The sequence below is a fragment of the Rhizobium sp. Leaf311 genome (assembly GCF_001423445.1).
GTDB lineage: Bacteria > Pseudomonadota > Alphaproteobacteria > Rhizobiales > Rhizobiaceae > Agrobacterium.
Map to the genome: position 1 here is coordinate 240169 of NZ_LMNZ01000008.1, position 16212 is coordinate 256380.

General features: G+C 57.4%; 13 protein-coding genes. 10 read left to right on the top strand and 3 right to left on the bottom strand.

All coding sequences use genetic code 11. The features are described from left to right. Window positions 1–139: 139 nt before the first annotated feature. From ASF69_RS13010 to ASF69_RS13025, 4 genes are all read left to right on the top strand, one after another. Window positions 140–2152, top strand: a complete 2013-nt coding sequence (locus ASF69_RS13010) for a hypothetical protein (protein WP_062588109.1) — start codon at window positions 140–142, stop codon at window positions 2150–2152. A gap of 21 nt (window positions 2153–2173) precedes the next feature. Beyond that, entirely contained in the window at window positions 2174–4321 is a 2148-nt protein-coding gene (locus ASF69_RS13015; RefSeq protein ID WP_062588111.1) for a type I secretion system permease/ATPase, read from the top strand. A gap of 4 nt (window positions 4322–4325) precedes the next feature. Beyond that, a complete protein-coding gene (locus tag ASF69_RS13020) occupies window positions 4326–5678 on the top strand; it encodes an HlyD family type I secretion periplasmic adaptor subunit (protein ID WP_062588112.1) in 1353 nt (450 codons plus the stop codon). A 109-nt stretch (window positions 5679–5787) separates the two neighbouring features. After that, entirely contained in the window at window positions 5788–6279 is a 492-nt protein-coding gene (locus tag ASF69_RS13025; RefSeq protein ID WP_062588114.1) for a hypothetical protein, read from the top strand. On the opposite strand, the gene alkB is transcribed toward ASF69_RS13025, so the two are convergent. Both alkB and ASF69_RS13035 read right to left on the bottom strand, forming a co-directional pair. Next, window positions 6274–6918, bottom strand: a complete 645-nt coding sequence (gene alkB, locus ASF69_RS13030) for a DNA oxidative demethylase AlkB (RefSeq protein ID WP_062588420.1) — start codon at window positions 6916–6918, stop codon at window positions 6274–6276. The two genes, ASF69_RS13025 and alkB, sit on opposite strands and share 6 nt — an antisense overlap. Further along, window positions 6918–7553 (bottom strand): hypothetical protein, encoded by a 636-nt coding sequence (locus ASF69_RS13035; protein ID WP_062588116.1) that lies wholly within the window; start codon window positions 7551–7553, stop codon window positions 6918–6920. The genes alkB and ASF69_RS13035 overlap by 1 nt, the downstream gene beginning before the upstream one ends. Before the next feature lie 166 nt (window positions 7554–7719). Here ASF69_RS13035 and ASF69_RS13040 point away from each other — a divergent pair, with 166 nt between their 5' ends. Continuing rightward, entirely contained in the window at window positions 7720–8454 is a 735-nt protein-coding gene (locus ASF69_RS13040; protein ID WP_062588118.1) for a metallophosphoesterase family protein, read from the top strand. A gap of 109 nt (window positions 8455–8563) precedes the next feature. On the opposite strand, the gene ASF69_RS13045 is transcribed toward ASF69_RS13040, so the two are convergent. After that, window positions 8564–10384 carry an IlvD/Edd family dehydratase gene (locus ASF69_RS13045; RefSeq protein ID WP_062588120.1) on the bottom strand — a complete coding sequence of 607 codons (1821 nt, stop codon included), beginning with the start codon at window positions 10382–10384 and terminating at the stop codon, window positions 8564–8566. Between the two features lie 488 nt (window positions 10385–10872). Between ASF69_RS13045 and ytfQ the strand changes: the two genes are divergently transcribed. From ytfQ to ASF69_RS13070, 5 genes are all read left to right on the top strand, one after another. Continuing rightward, complete coding sequence (ytfQ, locus tag ASF69_RS13050) at window positions 10873–11832, top strand: galactofuranose ABC transporter, galactofuranose-binding protein YtfQ (protein WP_062588121.1); 960 nt, start codon at window positions 10873–10875, stop codon at window positions 11830–11832. A 68-nt stretch (window positions 11833–11900) separates the two neighbouring features. Further along, window positions 11901–13424, top strand: coding sequence for a sugar ABC transporter ATP-binding protein (locus ASF69_RS13055; protein WP_062588123.1), 1524 nt, complete (start codon window positions 11901–11903; stop codon window positions 13422–13424). Further along, window positions 13424–14467 (top strand): ABC transporter permease, encoded by a 1044-nt coding sequence (locus ASF69_RS13060; RefSeq protein ID WP_062588125.1) that lies wholly within the window; start codon window positions 13424–13426, stop codon window positions 14465–14467. The genes ASF69_RS13055 and ASF69_RS13060 overlap by 1 nt, the downstream gene beginning before the upstream one ends. Beyond that, window positions 14464–15444: a galactofuranose ABC transporter, permease protein YjfF gene (yjfF, locus tag ASF69_RS13065; protein WP_082469716.1), complete on the top strand. Its 981-nt coding sequence runs from the start codon at window positions 14464–14466 to the stop codon at window positions 15442–15444. The genes ASF69_RS13060 and yjfF overlap by 4 nt, the downstream gene beginning before the upstream one ends. 18 nt (window positions 15445–15462) lie before the next feature. Then, complete coding sequence (locus ASF69_RS13070) at window positions 15463–16194, top strand: FadR/GntR family transcriptional regulator (RefSeq protein ID WP_062588127.1); 732 nt, start codon at window positions 15463–15465, stop codon at window positions 16192–16194. Window positions 16195–16212: the final 18 nt, after the last annotated feature.

Genomic DNA, 16212 nt, shown 5'->3' on the forward strand with positions numbered 1-16212 from the left:
AGAACTGCACCGGCTGGCGCCGGTGCAGTTTCCGGTTTGGACAGCCGGCAATACCCGCAGATGACAACACCCCCTTACGCCAAACCGGCGCACACGGTGATGGCATTGTCGCTCCGGGGCTGAAGAGGAGGGACACAGCATGTATACCGACAAGATTTCCGACATGATCGCCCATTTCATCGGCTTTTTCGACATGGAAATCGATGAAGCACGCATGAGGGCGCACTACACGCAAGGCACTGGCCTGCGTCCAGATGCGGTGCTTCCGCAGTCTGACGATGTCGCGGCCGGTTTTCTAATCGATGACACAAAGCTCCAGGATTTCGATCCGGGCGTGAAATATCGCGCTGGCGATTTTGATTTCATGGGCGGCCGCGCCCGACACGCCACGTCCTTTGATGACGCGATGCGCATGCTCTCGCGCAATGGCGATCAGGACCTTGTCGGCAGCCATTACCAGATGCCTGGCCAGCTCGACGAACTGGAAGAGCAGCCAAGGCTCGTCGTTTACACGGGGCCGGGCTCCGTCATCGCGCACGTCTCCCAGATGACGCTGCTTGAAGACGATGACGATCTCAACATGACCGATACGCCTCGCGCCCCACGCGACACGACATTCGTGACAGAGCGGACGATGGAATTTTACGTTGATGCGGGTCGCTTTACGCCTTTCGCAGACCATCACCGCACCGACACCTATGAAGGATTGCAGGCCATTGCGAAGGATGCGCACGACTTCATTACCCATGCCAGAGACAATCATGTCTCCTCCATGGAAACAGGCGCAGACCAGGACGTCGTCATCGCCGACCATTCCCTGACCGGAACCTATGTCAACGGACAGCTGGTGGATGAGCTGCCTGACGTCGACGATTACATGCCTGATCGCGGCCTTGCCAAACCGGCAGTGGAGCCTGACGAAAGCGACACACCGCAGCACAGCGAGGCCGAAGCGGGAAACAGCCTGGAAGTGGAGGCCGGGGCCAATGTCGTCGCGAATATCGTGTCGGTGGTGAATACGGGTGTCATGACCCCGGTCCTTGCCGTGATGGGCGACTACCATCAGATCGACGCCATCACCCAGTCATATGTTTACAGCGACAATGACGACATAGACGCATCTTTCACCCAGGAAAATCATGCGCAAACCGTCGCGAACAATATTGCAGACTTCCAGCGCACCGATCTCGGCGCGGATTCCGACACAAGTGAGACAGAGAGCGCTGAAGGCGAACCGATCTTCCCGACAGCATGGCGCGTAAGCTATGTCGAGGGAGATGTCTCCTTCGTCCACTGGATCGAGCAATATCATTTCGTATCCGACAACGACACCATCACCGTGACCACTTCCGGTGTCGACATCAGTGTGCTGACCGGCGGCAACGCGGCAATAGACCTCGTAAGTTTCCTCGGCATCGGTCTCCAATATGACCTCGTGATTGTCGGCGGCAACGTCCTCGACATGAATATGATCGCGCAGATAGCGATCCTCTATGACAATGACACGGTACGGGCACTGTCCGGCGCCGCGGAAGGCGCAACGGTCCAGTCGAGCAACAACCTGCTGTGGAACGAGGCGACCATCCACAATGTCGGCGCCAATGATCGTTTCGAGGACATGCCGGACTATATGGTCGAGACGGCCAAGGCGATCAACGAGCGAGACCCGAACATGCCGGACGGGCTGGCGACCGATGTCAATTTCGCCGGTTATGCCGGACTGAACGTCCTCTATATCAGCGGCAATCTCTATGACGTCACCTATGTCAAACAGGTCAGCGTGCTGGGGGACTCCGACGATGTGACACAGGCTGCGGCCAAATTACTCGCCGACAATGAGGGCGCTTCCATCAGTATCGACACCGGAAGCAATGCCGTTATCAACATCGCCCAGATCACCGACTACGACAGTTTCGGCGGCTCGACCTATGTTGGTGGGCAACTCTATTCGGACGCGGTGCTGATACAGGGCGGACTCATCGACAACGAAGGGACGCCGCAGCAACCGGCAGCCCTGGCCAATGAAGTCATCGCCTTTCTGCACGACGATAGCGCAACAGATCAACCTGCAGAGACCGTCATCAATGCGGGGCACGACCTTTCCTGGTCGCAGGCCCATCCCGTCGACGTCATGCAAACAGCTGTCGCCTGACAGGCTCTGGGGGACTGAAACATGGATCATATCTCAAGAAACAAGATCGAGAACGGGCGCATTCTCGACCTTTCCGGCAAACGGGAAGGTGATGTCGAAAGCGACCTGACCGACGCCTGCATCGCAGCGATCAACGAAGCAGTCGATAATCTGCGCCAGCTTTCAGCAGCGACGGCAAAGCACGAAGCAGGAGATGAACCGAAAGCCTCTGCTGCCGAGACGACGCCCGCCGTCAGTGAACCGACGATGCGCGATGCACCCGCCGAAAAAGTCGATCTCAAATCCAGCCCGGACCTGCCTTTCATCAAAACCATTGAAAACGACAATGGGCCGATCCGCGAAAACGAACGAAGGCCGACCACCGGTGGGGGCGGCAACGGCAAGGAACCCGATCTCGGCGGTGGAGGTGGCGGTGGCGGCGGTGGAAACAGGCACGGCTTTCACAAACGCAGCGAACCGGTAAATTTTGCAGCCAGTCTGGCAAAGGGCATCGCCGCTGTTCGGCGCAACATGGTCATCGTCATGTTGTTTACGATCGCCATCAATATTCTGCTGCTCGCGATCCCGCTTTATCTCTTCCAGATTTCCGACCGCGTTTTGACCAGCCGGTCCATGGACACGCTTGTCATGCTGACCATCGCCGTCATAGGCGCGGTTTTGCTGCAGGCCTTCATGGATTCCATCCGTCGCTTCATTCTGATGCGGACTGCCGTGGAGCTTGAGGTCCAACTGGGCGCACCCATTCTCAGCGCCGCAGCACGGGCATCCCTGCACGGCAGCGGCAAGGACTACCAGACGCTGCAGGACCTGCAGCAGCTTCGCTCATTCCTAACCTCGGGAACGCTGATCGCGTTCCTTGATGCGCCGCTGATGCCTTTATTCGTGCTGGTCGTCTATCTCGTCCATCCTCATTTGGGCATCATCATCATGGCGTGCTGCGCGGTGCTCTTCATCATTGCGTGGTTGAACCAGAGGTTTACCGCAAAGCACTTCGCGGAAGCCAATGGCTTCGTCAGCCGCGCGAATTTTCACCTCGACTCCATGTCACGCAATTCGCAGATCATCAATGCACTCGCCATGATACCGGAAGCCGTAAAGATGTGGGGGCGCGAAACCGCAGGCTCGCTACGCTCCCATGTTTCGGCACAGGACCGTAACATCATGTTCTCAGGCGTTTCCAAAGCCTGCCGCATGATTACCCAGATCGCCCTTCTGGGATGGGGAGCGCATCTTTCGCTCGCCGGAGAACTGACGGGCGGCATGGTGATTGCGGCCTCCATTGTCTCGGGTCGAGCGCTTGCGCCGATTGAGGGCGCTATCGAAGGCTGGCATCAGTTCAACAAATCCGCCTCCGCCTATGGCCGCATCAAGCAACTCCTCATCAATTCTCCCTTGAATTTTCCGCGTCTGCGGCTGCCCAATCCGGAAGGACGTCTGGATGTGGAGCGCATCCTCTTCGTGCCTCCCCCACAGAAAAAGGTGATCCTCAACGGTATCTCCTTCTCACTCAAGAAGGGCGAGTCTCTGGCTATCATCGGCAATTCGGGATCCGGCAAGACAACGCTTGGCAAGATGCTGGTCGGCTCCATTCTTCCCACATCGGGAAATGTCCGCCTGGACCTGATGGATCTGCGCAACTGGGACCAGCGGCAATTCGGGGAAAGCATCGGATATCTGCCACAGGATGTTCAACTGTTTCCCGGCACCATCAAGGCCAATATCTGCCGGATGCGCGACGATGTCGAAGACCGCCAGATTTACGAAGCCGCTGTGTTGGCCGATGTGCATGAACTGATCGCAGGTTTTCCGCAAGGCTACGAGACCGTCGTGGCAGCTGACGGAGCACCGCTATCCGGCGGGCAAAAGCAGCGCATAGCGTTGGCCCGCGCATTCTTCGGCGACCCCAAATTCGTGGTGCTGGATGAGCCTAACTCCAACCTCGACACACAGGGTGAGCAAGCCCTTGCGAAAGCCCTGCTGCACGCCAAGACGCAAGGCATTACCACCGTAACGATTACCCAGCGCCCTGCCCTGCTTCAGTGCGTCGACAAGATCATGATTTTGAAAGACGGATCGGTTGCGATGTTCGGCGAGCGGATGGAGGTCTTGAAGGCCCTTTCTGGCAATCGCGGTCCCCAGAACGGCCAATCTTCGCAGATAGAGGGATAAGGCAATGATTTTCGGTAGCAAAAAGAAACAGCCCGAAACCGGTCAGCTGGAGTGGTACAGCGATGTGCCCCGCTCCATCCGCACCTATAGCCTGACGGGGCTCACCGTTCTCTTCGCCTCCTTCGGTGGATTTGGTTACTGGGCCGGAACGGCGCCGCTGGCCTCGGCCATCATCGCCCAGGGCAGCTTCGTGGCGACAGGAAACAACAAGATCGTCCAGCATCTGGAAGGCGGCATCATCAAGGAAATGATGGTCAGCGAAGGTGAGGTCGTAAAAGAGGGCGATGTTCTTGTGGTGCTCGACAAGACGGCAGCGCTTTCCAATCAACGGATGATCAATCTCAAGCGACTTCGGCTTGAAACCATCGTTTCACGTTTGCGGGCAGAGGCGCAGGGCGAAAAGACGTTCAAGGTGCCTGAAATCGTGATGGCGGAAGCCAGCGACCCTGATGTCAACGCCATCATCCAGAGCCAGAATGTCGTGTTTCACAGCAAGCAGATCAAGCTTGAGGAACAGCTCAATCTCGTCGAAAAGAATATCAAGTCGCTCGGTTTCCGCTTCACCGGTTATCAGGGGCAGAAAGCATCCTTCGAACGCCAGCAATCTTTGCTGGAGCAGGAACGCAACTCCAAGGCCAAGCTTGCGCAGGACGGGGTGATCCGCAAGACGGACATGCTGGCGCTTGAACGCGCCATAGCCGACGCAATGGGCGATATTTCCCGGCTGGACGGCGAGATGAACCAGAGCGAAGCCGAAATTGCAAAGTTCCGCCAGGAAGCGATCATTGCCATCAATTCCAGCAAGCAGGCCGCCCTGGACGCCCTGGAAACGGCTGAAGCCGATCTGGACGGTGTGCGGCAGCAATTGCGCGAGGCATCGCAGGTGCTGGAGCGAACGGTCATCCGCTCGCCCGTCAACGGCACCGTTATTCGCTCCTATTATCACACGGCAGGCGGGGTCATCACGACAGGCAAACCCATCATGGAAATTCTGCCCGCCCATGTGCCGCTGATACTGGAAGCTCAAGTACTCAAGACATCCATCGACCAACTGCATGAGGGGCAGACCGCAGCCATACGCCTCTCCGCATTGGACCGACGCACGACCCCGGTGCTGGAGGGCAAGGTGTTCTATGTCTCGGCAGACAGTATCGAGGAAAATGCCGGGATGCAGGTCAAGGATGTCTACATCGTCCGGGTGCAGATTTCAGATGCGGAAATTGCCAAGGTTCACGGCTTTCACCCTGTTCCCGGAATGCCCGCCGATGTGCTGATCCAGACATCCGAGCGCACCTTTTTCGAGTATCTGACCAAGCCAATTGCAGACAGCATGTCGCGCGCCTTCAAGGAGCGTTGACGGACACATACGGCCGCATTCTCCGCCCGATTGGCAAGAGGATCAGAAAAGCTTATGGTCTTTAGGTCCGGCATTGTATGATGACGTCAGGGTTTGGGTGGAGGATCGAATGGCAGCCATGTCTGACGTCTTGTTGCTGGTTGGCCGTCTGAACTATGTCTGGACGAATACGGAAAGCCTTCTCATCTACATCATCGCCCATCTTTTAAGGGTAGAGAAAGAAGCAGCCGTCATCGTCTTTCTTACGTTGAACACCACCCGCGCGCGCATAGATCTGGTGGAGCGTCTGGCGAAGCTTCGCTCGACGCCAACGGCTGATCGCAAGACGATACTCGGCACCATGGCGCGCCTCAAAAAACAGTCCAGAATGCGCAACAAATACAATCACTGCATTTATGCCTTCGATGAAAATGGCGACATTTCCAGCACCCAGTTGATGCGGCTGGTGGAAGACGACAAGCGGGTGCGTTACGGCAAGGTCGAGCCCGTAGATGCTGCCGAAATATCGATGCTCGAACAATCCATCGCTGAAATCGCTGATATCAGCAAGGACATGTGGATCTTCATCAAGGAGAGCAAATACGTTTCTGGCGCACTATAGGACGGCGCGCCGGAATGTCAGGTTAAAGCGGGCACGACCTGTCTTTTCGTGGGTGCCTTCCTTCAATGGCAAAATTCCGTGGTAAAACAGCCGCGACGGGCCACCCCAGACCACGACATCGCCGTGAACAAGCGGGTATTTGCGCACCGCATCCTTACGGCTCAACCCGCCGAACTGGAACGTTGCGGGCAGGCCGAGCGAAACCGACACGATGGGATTGCTGAAATCCTTCTCGTCCTTGTCCTGATGGAGCGACATTTTCGCGCCCGGCTCGTAGCGGTTGATGAGGCAGGCATCCGGCTTGAAATCCGGATATCCGGCTTGTTTCGCCGCGTCGACCGCTAACGATACCATCACCTCCGGCATGGCTGGCCATGGCTGCCCGCTCAAGGGATCGGTGTTTTGGTAGCGGTATCCCCGCCTGTCCGTTACCCAGCCGAATTGCCCGCAATTCGTCATACCGACAGACATCGTGAATCCACCGGGCGTTACCATGTGACGCAAGGGTGCGGCAGACATGACGGTGCCGATGTCAGAAAGCAGGTCATCGGCTTTGTCGAGCGCAAACCGGCGAAGCAACACCGCACCATCGGCCATCTCTTCGTTGGTGGTGTCGAGGCCACCAAAAAGGTCGTCCATCATGCCTGCAGCTCCAAGAAAGAGGAAAGTGATGAATGAATGAGCGGCCGATAACCCGCCTGCAAAGTGCGCAACACGGATGGTGGCGTTAGCAGGCCATCTACGAAAGGCAGCGTTGCGGTCCGCTCATATCCCTTGGCAGTCCAGCGAAAAGCCTGGCCTCGGGCAACGAGAAAGGCTGTGCCTGCCGCTGCAATCATCGTTCCGTCGGGCAGGTCATCCAAGGGAGACAGAAGCATGTTGACCCGCTTGCGGCGCGCCTGCAGCCGCTCCCTGTGCAAGACAGTATCAATATCCCCGGCACTCGGCAAAGGCACAGCGTTACCGGCAGCCCAGCAGGCACGAAAACGGTCTGCATCCGGCTTGCGGCAGAGGAAACATGGGCGATGTCCAGCGGCCAGTGCCGTTGCCTCGTCGAAGAAGAAAAGCTCCGTCCAGCTTCTCGTCGCCATCACTTCTCGACGCACATTCTTGTAATTGCAACTGCAGACAAGCCATGCCTTTGATGTCCAGCGTTTAGCCGTCAGCGTTCTGGTGTGAGGGTCATGAAGAATTCCACGATTGCCGGTGAACATGCCGCGCAATGGGAGGTCGAGAATATCGCCAAACGGATCAACACGGTTTTGCAGCGGCATTTTTCCTCCCAGCCCTGAACAGGTAACCAGAACACATGGGAATAAAGACGATTTTAGGGAAAGCGTCCGACATGGTCCATCGTAAATACCGCGTTAAGTCCAATGCTCCATATCCTGTCTTGAGCCGTCGCCACGCCCTCAACATTCAAGGAGGTTCGCCCAAACGATGAACACGCTGGAAATGCGCCGTAAGTTGTTTTCTCGCGAAAGACCCGACATCATTTACGCGATCGGCGACGTGCATGGCTGCTACGATCTTCTCCTGTCGCTTCAACAAAAGATCTTGAGCGACGCGGCCAGTCATCACGGTTCCAAATGGATTGTGATGCTCGGGGACTATGTGGACCGCGGGCCAAAGTCCTGCGAGGTCATAAATGAGCTGATGACGCCAATGTCGGGGGATTTCGAGCGATATTGCCTGGCCGGGAACCATGAGCAGATCATGCTCGATTTTCTCGATGAACCGCGCAGCGACCACGTCTGGCTTCAATTTGGCGGTATCGAAACCCTGCAATCCTATGGCATCGGGCAGCTTCCCGAAGAGATGAAGGCGCGTAAAGCGCTGCTTGCGGAAAAGATACCGGGCGAGCACATATCCTTCATGGCATCCCTGCCATCGCTGCTTGCGGTACCCGGCTTCTGTTTCGTTCACGCCGGCGTCGTCAATGGCGTGCCGCTTCAGCGACAGGATGACCGGCATCTTCTCTGGATCCGCCCCAAGGAACAGACCAGGCCCGGGAGTGAAAACCTGTTTCTGACCGTGCACGGACACACGCCGGTCCGTACCGTATCGTTGAGCGACAACAGGCTGAATGTCGACACAGGTGCCTTCATGACGGGGCGATTGTCTGCGGCGAAGATTACCCGAAGCGGCGAGATAACCGTAATGCACGCCGAGTAGATACAGCCTCACTTGCTCCGTGTCATACGGATCGCGAAATGAAACGTCGCGCGAAAACAAAACCACCGCCTGATAAACAGACGGTGGTTTCTCGTTCATATGGCCATGTTTAGTGGTTGTCGCGCGGCAGGCCCTTTGTCTGGGCAATGCGCTGATACTTGACCGCAGATTCCAGAACCGCACCGGTCTCCATCTGGCCGACGAGGCTGCGCTGGATTTCCTGCCATGGCGTCTGGTGATCCGGGAATTTGTATCCGCCTTCAGCCGCAAGCGCTTCGTAACGCTTCGCCAGTTCCTCGGCGGAAATCAGGATGTCCGCCTTGCCCTTGCCAACATCGATACGAACCTTGTCGCCGGTCTGGAGGATTGCCAGACCGCCACCAGCTGCCGCCTCGGGCGATGCATTCAGGATGGACGGGCTGCCTGACGTGCCGGACTGGCGACCGTCGCCAATGCATGGCAGCGATGTGATGCCCTGCTTCAAGAGGTAGTCCGGCGCGCGCATGTTGACGACTTCCGCCGCACCCGGATAACCGATTGGACCGGCGCCACGCATGAACAGAACCGTATTGGCGTCGATGCCGAGCGATGGATCATCGATGCGGTGGTGATAATCCTCGGGACCATCAAATACGACGGCCTTGCCTTCGAAGGCTTCCGGGTCGTTGGGGTTGGAAAGGTAACGCTCACGGAATTCCGGCGAGATCACGCTTGTCTTCATGATGGCGGAAGAGAAGAGGTTGCCACGCAGAACGCGGAAACCTGCACGCTCCTTGAGCGGCTGATCGAATGGACGGATAACCTTCTCGTCCTCGATGATCGCGCCACGGCAGTTTTCGCCAATCGTCTTGCCGTTCACCGTCATGGCGTCTTCCATGATGAGACCCTGGGTCATCAACTGGTTGACGACGGCCGGAACACCGCCCGCGTGATAATAGTCTTCACCGAGATATTCACCGGCTGGCTGAAGGTTGACCAGCAATGGCACCTCTTCGCCGTAGGTCTGCCAGTCATCGACCGTCAGTTCGACGTCGAGGTGGCGCGCCAGACCATTCAGGTGGATCGGCGCATTTGTCGAACCGCCGATTGCCGAGTTGACGCGGATGGCGTTGATGAACGCATCCTTTGTCATGATGTCGGAAGGCTTGAGGTCTTCGCGGACCATTTCAACGATGCGAAGGCCGGTCAGGTAGGAGATTTCCTGACGATCGCGGTATGGAGCAGGAATGGCGGCCGAGCCCGGCAGCTGCATACCAAGAGCCTCGGCAAGCGAGTTCATGGTGGTAGCCGTACCCATGGTGTTGCAATAGCCTGTCGACGGCGCCGAGGAGGCGACCAGCTTGACGAAGCCCTGATAGTCGATCTCGCCCTTCGCCAGCAGTTCGCGCGCCTTCCAGACGATTGTGCCGGAGCCGGTGCGTTCGCCGCGGAACCAGCCGTTCAGCATGGGGCCGACAGACAGGGCGATGGACGGAATGTTGACGGTGGCCGCCGCCATAAGACAGGCAGGCGTCGTCTTGTCACAGCCGATGGTCAGAACGACGCCATCGAGCGGGTAGCCGTAGAGAACTTCTACGAGACCGAGATAGGCGAGGTTACGGTCGAGACCAGCAGTCGGGCGCTTGCCGGTTTCCTGGATAGGGTGAACCGGGAATTCGATGGCGATACCACCGGCTTCGCGAATGCCTTCACGCAGGCGATTGGCAAGCTCAAGATGGTGACGGTTGCAGGGAGAAAGATCGGAGCCGGTCTGTGCAATGCCGATGATCGGACGGTCGGACTGCAATTCCGCCTGGCTGAGGCCGAAGTTCATGTAGCGCTCGAGATAGAGCGCCGTCATATCCGCGTTGGCAGGATTATCGAACCAGGCGCGCGAACGCAGCTTACCGCCCTTTGCCTGTGTTGCGGGAAGATTGTTCTGGTCTTTCATGATTTTGGTCTCCAGCCGAAAGTGGCGAATGGGTACGACAACAGGATTGCGACGACCTTGTGGTGAGCGGCAGAGAAAAAATTCTGGCGGTCGGCAGCGCGCGGCAGCCAAACCCGAGGACAGTCCGACACGGAACCTGCCCCTTCAACAAAGTCGATGACTACTGTCACGAATTTCCACCCTGAATCTTCTCGTTCCGCTTCCTCCGAAACATCAGACCCTGATCATCCCTGCTTCGGCATCGCGCGGTATTCATATTACTATTTTGCCGGGGAATGGCTTGTCAAGTAAAGCCTCAGAGCGATCCGTCCGGTCAGATAAATTTATTTTAGTCGTTATTTTTATTGTTAATTCACAAGAAATTCCCGTTTCCTAAGGCGTAATGCGCGTATCAACTTAAGAAATCGCTCAAAAGTCTCTTTTCAAATATCATACTATATGCTCATATCGCCCCGTCATAGCCGAATTCATCTCTGGGAGGATATAAGATGAAAAAAGCACTCGCGGCGGTTACCGTCGCATTTTCCGTGTGTCTGGCATCAGGCGTTTCCGCTCAATCTCTGACCGTCGGCTTCTCGCAGATCGGCTCCGAATCCGGTTGGCGCGCGGCTGAAACCACGGTCACCAGACAGCAGGCTGAAAAGCGCGGCGTAACCCTGAAGTTCGCGGACGCTCAGCAGAAGCAGGAAAACCAGATCAAGGCTGTTCGCGGCTTCATCGCGCAGGGCGTGGATGCAATCTTCATTGCACCGGTTGTCGCAACCGGCTGGGATGCGGTGCTGAAAGAAGCCAAGGAAGAGAAGATCCCCGTCATTCTTCTCGACCGCCAGATTGAGGCTCCAGACAGCCTTTACCTGACCGCAGTCACCTCGGATCAGGTTCACGAAGGCAAGGTTGCCGGGGAATGGCTGGCCAAGGATGTAGGCTCCAAGGATTGCAAGGTTGTAGAGCTGCAGGGAACGACCGGTTCTTCGCCTGCCATCAACCGCAAGAAGGGTTTTGAGGAAGGCATTGCCTCCCACGCAAATATCAAGATCGTTCGCTCGCAGACCGGCGACTTTACCCGCACCAAGGGCAAGGAAGTCATGGAAAGCTTCATCAAGGCAGAAGGCGGCGGCAAGGACATCTGCGCGGTTTATGCCCATAATGATGACATGGCTGTCGGCGCAATCCAGGCCATCAAGGAAGCGGGCCTGAAGCCCGGCACTGACATCAAGGTCGTTTCCATCGATGCCGTTCCGGATATCTTCAAGGCCATGGCCGCTGGCGAAGCCAATGCGACCGTGGAACTGACACCGAACATGGCCGGCCCTGCCTTCGACGCGCTGGACGCGTATCTGAAGGACAAAAAAGAGCCACCAAAGTGGATCCAGACGGAATCCAAACTCTACACGGCCTCCGATAATCCGATGAAGGTTTACGAGGAGAAGAAGGGACTTGGCTACTAAGCCATTTTCCGGCTTCGGGAACGGCGCGCAAGCGTCGTTCCCACCAACATACCGTGCAGGAAACAACCATGTCCGAAACCAGCCCACTTCTGGAAGCGCGCGCCATTGGAAAATCCTTCCTTGGCATACCCGCTCTGGACAATGTCGACATATCCCTCAACCGTGGCGAAGTTCACGCGCTTCTCGGTGAAAACGGCGCGGGAAAATCGACCCTCATCAAGATACTGACCGGTGTGTACCACCGCGACCGGGGCACGATCCGCCTCGACGGCGCGGAAATCTCTCCGACAACGGTGGCAGAGGCCCAAGATCTCGGCATCGGCACCGTCTATCAGGAGGTCAATCTTCTCGAGAACCTTACGGTTGCCGAAAACCTGTTTTTGGGCAGGCAGCCACGCCGCTTCGGCCTGATCGATAGACGCGAAATGCGCGTCCGGTCTCAGGCGCTGCTTGCGCGTTATGGACTCAGCATCAATGTCGATGCTCTTCTCTCCAGCTATTCGGTTGCGATCCGTCAGATCATCGCGATTGCGCGTGCCGTCGATCTCTCCGGCAAGGTGCTCGTCCTCGATGAGCCGACGGCCAGCCTCGACAATCATGAAGTGGAAATGCTGTTTACCGTGTTGCGGCAGTTGCGCGCCGAAGGGCTTGGCATTGTCATCATCACGCACTTCCTCAATCAAGTGTACGATATCGCCGACCGCGTAACGGTTTTGCGCAACGGCAAGCTAGTCGGCACGCGCAAAATTTCCGAATTGCCCAGAGGTGAGCTCATATCGATGATGCTGGGCCGTGAGCTTCAAAGTGTCACCCATGATCGCCATGCCCCGGAAGCAACGGTCGTGGAAGGGGAAGCACCCATACGCTTTCAAGGTTATGGAAAGCGCGGCAGTGTCGAGCCCTTCGATCTCGATGTGCGGCCCGGCGAAGTCGTTGGGATCGCAGGGTTGCTCGGCTCCGGACGCAGCGAGACGGCGTTCCTGCTGTTTGGGATCGACAGACCGGATGGCGGACAGGCTAGTATCGACGGCAAAACGGTGGCCATTACCTCGCCGGAAGCAGCGATCGAAAACGGCTTCGGCTTTTGCCCCGAAGAGCGCAAGACGGACGGCATCATCGGCGATTTTTCGGTGGCTGATAACATCGCCCTTGCCCTGCAGGCCCGCCAGGGCTGGATGCGGCCCTTGTCCCATAAGCAGAAGGCTGCACTGGCGGACGGCTTCATCAAATCGCTCGATATCCGCCCGGCCGACCGTGAAAGACCCATCAAGTTCCTGTCCGGCGGCAACCAGCAGAAGGCAATTCTGGCGCGTTGGCTGGCGACCGACCCAAGGCTCCTCATTCTGGACGAGCCGACACGCGGCATCGATATCGGTGCCCATGCGGAAATTCTGAAAATGATCGAGCGGCTCTGTTCGCAGGGCATGTCTCTGATCGTCATTTCCTCGGAGCTGGAAGAGCTGACGGCTGTCGCGCACCGCGTCATCGTACTTTCGGACCGCAAGCATGTGGCGGAACTCAAGGGAGACGATGTGACGGCCGATAACATCATGCAGGCCATTGCCAGCGCAGCCAGAACGGAGGCAGCGTGATGAAGACCATCACTCACCGCCTGAAGAGGCTGGCGCCCCAGCTTGCCGCGCTGATCATCATTCTTGCCGCAATCGCGGCGATCTCGCCCGGTTTCCTGAACCTGTCGTTCCAGAACGGTAGGCTCTATGGCAGTATCATCGATATTCTGGTGCGGGCAGCACCGGTGGCACTGCTGACAATCGGCATGACGCTGGTGATTGCCACCAAGGGCATCGACCTTTCCATCGGTGCCGTCATCGCCATATGCGGCGCGGTTGCCGCGACCTTGATCAGCGGCGGTCATTCCATTCCAACGGTCATAGCCATATCGCTGGCGGTCGGCATTGCCTGCGGCATCTGGAACGGCATTCTGGTTGCCATACTGGATATTCAGCCCATTATCGCAACGCTGATCCTTATGGTGGCGGGGCGCGGCATTGCGCAGCTGATTACCGAAGGCGTCATCCTGACATTCAACAATGACAGCTTTTCCGCGCTCGGCTCCGGCTCTTTGGCGGGCATACCGATGCCAATCGTCATCTGGGTTCTGACAGCACTTCTGATCGGCACACTGGTGCGAAAATCGGCACTCGGCTTTCTCATCGAAGCGACGGGTGTAAACCGCCGTGCCGCTGCCCTGGCTGGCGTGCGAGCCCGTTTCCTGCTGTTCTTCGTCTATGCGGTATCGGGGCTGTGTGCTGCCGTTGCCGGCATGATCGTGACAGCAGACATACGCGGTGCGGACGCCAATAATGCCGGGCTGTGGCTGGAACTCGACGCCATTCTCGCTGTCGTCATTGGCGGGACATCGCTGAATGGCGGGCGTTTTTCCATTACCGCTTCGCTGATCGGCGCACTCATCATCCAGACCATCAATACCGGTATTCTGGTTTCCGGGTTTCCACCGGAGTTTAACCTCATCATCAAGGCGGGCATCATCATCGTCGTGCTGACACTTCAGTCGCCTGCAATCGGCACCGTCATCGGCTTTGCCAGATCGCGCAAGCCACACAACACCGCGCCCGCAACCAAGGCCGCCAACAACAAGGAAGCCGCGCGATGATAGACACCCGCAATCTTCCGTTTCTGACAACGCTTGCCGTCTTTATCGTCGCCTATGCCCTGTGCGTCATGCAATATCCCGGCATGTTTTCAACACGGGTTGTTGGCAATCTCCTTACAGACAACGCCTTTCTCGGCATAGCCTCTGTCGGCATGACCTTCGTCATTCTGTCCGGCGGCATCGATCTCTCGATTGGCTCCGTCATTGCCTTCGCCAGCGTTTTCGTGGCCGTACTGGTGGGAACGTATAATGTGCATCCGCTGGTGGCCTTTGCCGCTGTGCTCGTCATTTCCACTCTCTTTGGCTGCCTGATGGGCGCAATGATCCGGTTCCTGTCCATACCGCCTTTCGTGGTGACGCTGGCCGGCATGTTTCTCGCCCGTGGCGCCGCCTACCTTATCTCGACGGAGTCAGTCCCAATCTCTCATCCGGTCATCGATGCGATACAGGGTTTCTATTTCCGTTTTCCAGGCGGTGGACGGCTAACGGCGCTGGCCATTGTGATGCTGATCGTGTTTGCGGTCGGGATATTCCTGGCAAGCCGCACCCGATTTGGCGCCAATATCTACGCCCTTGGCGGAAACCAGCAATCGGCGGAATTGATGGGCGTTCCCATTGGAAAGACGATCATCGGCATTTATGCCCTTTCCGGCTTCCTTTCCGGACTGGCAGGTATTGTCTACACGCTCTACACCTCGTCCGGCTATTCGCTGGCGACCGTCGGCATGGAGCTTGACGCAATCGCCGCCGTCGTAATCGGCGGAACGCTTCTGACGGGTGGAACAGGCCTTGTGGCTGGCACCTTCATCGGCCTGCTGATCCAGGGTCTGATCCAGACCTATATCGTTTTTGAAGGAACGCTTTCATCCTGGTGGACGAAAATCGTCATCGGCGTACTATTGTTCATATTCATCGTGTTGCAACGCACAATCATCTGGTATTCAAACAGAAGGCTTGCCGGGGGACATCCGGCGTAAACCGAGCGGAGGCATTTGTTGGGGCTGCTGGAAACGACGATCACGGGACGTAAGCGACGCAGCAGCCACGCGCATGTCGTCGCGGAGCTTGGCAGCGCCATCGTTTCGGGCCGCATCCCTGAGGGGTCGCTTCTGCCCAATGATGCGGAGCTTTCGCTGCGCTTTGGCGTATCACGCACCGTTCTGCGCGAAACCATGAAGACGCTGGCGGCCAAGCGGCTGGTTGAAGCAAAGGCCAAGGTCGGCACCCGCGTGCTTGAGAAATCCAGCTGGAATTTCTTCGATCCCGACGTTCTGGGCTGGCGGTGCGATGCGGGGCTGGACCCGGAATTCATCACGCATCTGGCTGACATCAGGCTGGCACTGGAGCCGGCGGCAGCCGCTGCCGCTGCGCGCCATGCTTCGAGCGAGGATATCGTCTCGCTTTATGCGATTGCTGCGCGGTTTGACAATGTGAACCATACGCCGGAAAGCATCGCCAAGGTCGATCTGGAGTTTCACCTGGCCGTGGCGCGCATTTCCGGCAATCCGTTCATGCGCTCTGCCAGTGGCCTGATCGAAGCGGCCCTTGCCATCTCGTTCCAGCTGTCGTCACCCGCCTCCTCGCCGGAGACGATTTCGGAGATTGCATCCAACCACCTGCGGATCGTCCACGCCATCGCTGCTCGCGATGAAGCTGCCGCCATCAAGGCCATGCGGCAGGTTATTCTAGTGGGCAAGGACCGGATCAAGAACGCGATTTTGGGTTAGTCTAACGCGATTGCGCCA

Coding starts and splice junctions, on each gene's coding strand:
- ASF69_RS13010 (WP_062588109.1), top strand. CDS start 140: ATGTATACCGACAAGATTTCCGACATGATCGCCCATTTCATCGGCTTT.
- ASF69_RS13015 (WP_062588111.1), top strand. CDS start 2,174: ATGGATCATATCTCAAGAAACAAGATCGAGAACGGGCGCATTCTCGAC.
- ASF69_RS13020 (WP_062588112.1), top strand. CDS start 4,326: ATGATTTTCGGTAGCAAAAAGAAACAGCCCGAAACCGGTCAGCTGGAG.
- ASF69_RS13025 (WP_062588114.1), top strand. CDS start 5,788: ATGGCAGCCATGTCTGACGTCTTGTTGCTGGTTGGCCGTCTGAACTAT.
- alkB (WP_062588420.1), bottom strand. CDS start 6,918: ATGGACGACCTTTTTGGTGGCCTCGACACCACCAACGAAGAGATGGCC.
- ASF69_RS13035 (WP_062588116.1), bottom strand. CDS start 7,553: ATGCCGCTGCAAAACCGTGTTGATCCGTTTGGCGATATTCTCGACCTC.
- ASF69_RS13040 (WP_062588118.1), top strand. CDS start 7,720: ATGAACACGCTGGAAATGCGCCGTAAGTTGTTTTCTCGCGAAAGACCC.
- ASF69_RS13045 (WP_062588120.1), bottom strand. CDS start 10,384: ATGAAAGACCAGAACAATCTTCCCGCAACACAGGCAAAGGGCGGTAAG.
- ytfQ (WP_062588121.1), top strand. CDS start 10,873: ATGAAAAAAGCACTCGCGGCGGTTACCGTCGCATTTTCCGTGTGTCTG.
- ASF69_RS13055 (WP_062588123.1), top strand. CDS start 11,901: ATGTCCGAAACCAGCCCACTTCTGGAAGCGCGCGCCATTGGAAAATCC.
- ASF69_RS13060 (WP_062588125.1), top strand. CDS start 13,424: ATGAAGACCATCACTCACCGCCTGAAGAGGCTGGCGCCCCAGCTTGCC.
- yjfF (WP_082469716.1), top strand. CDS start 14,464: ATGATAGACACCCGCAATCTTCCGTTTCTGACAACGCTTGCCGTCTTT.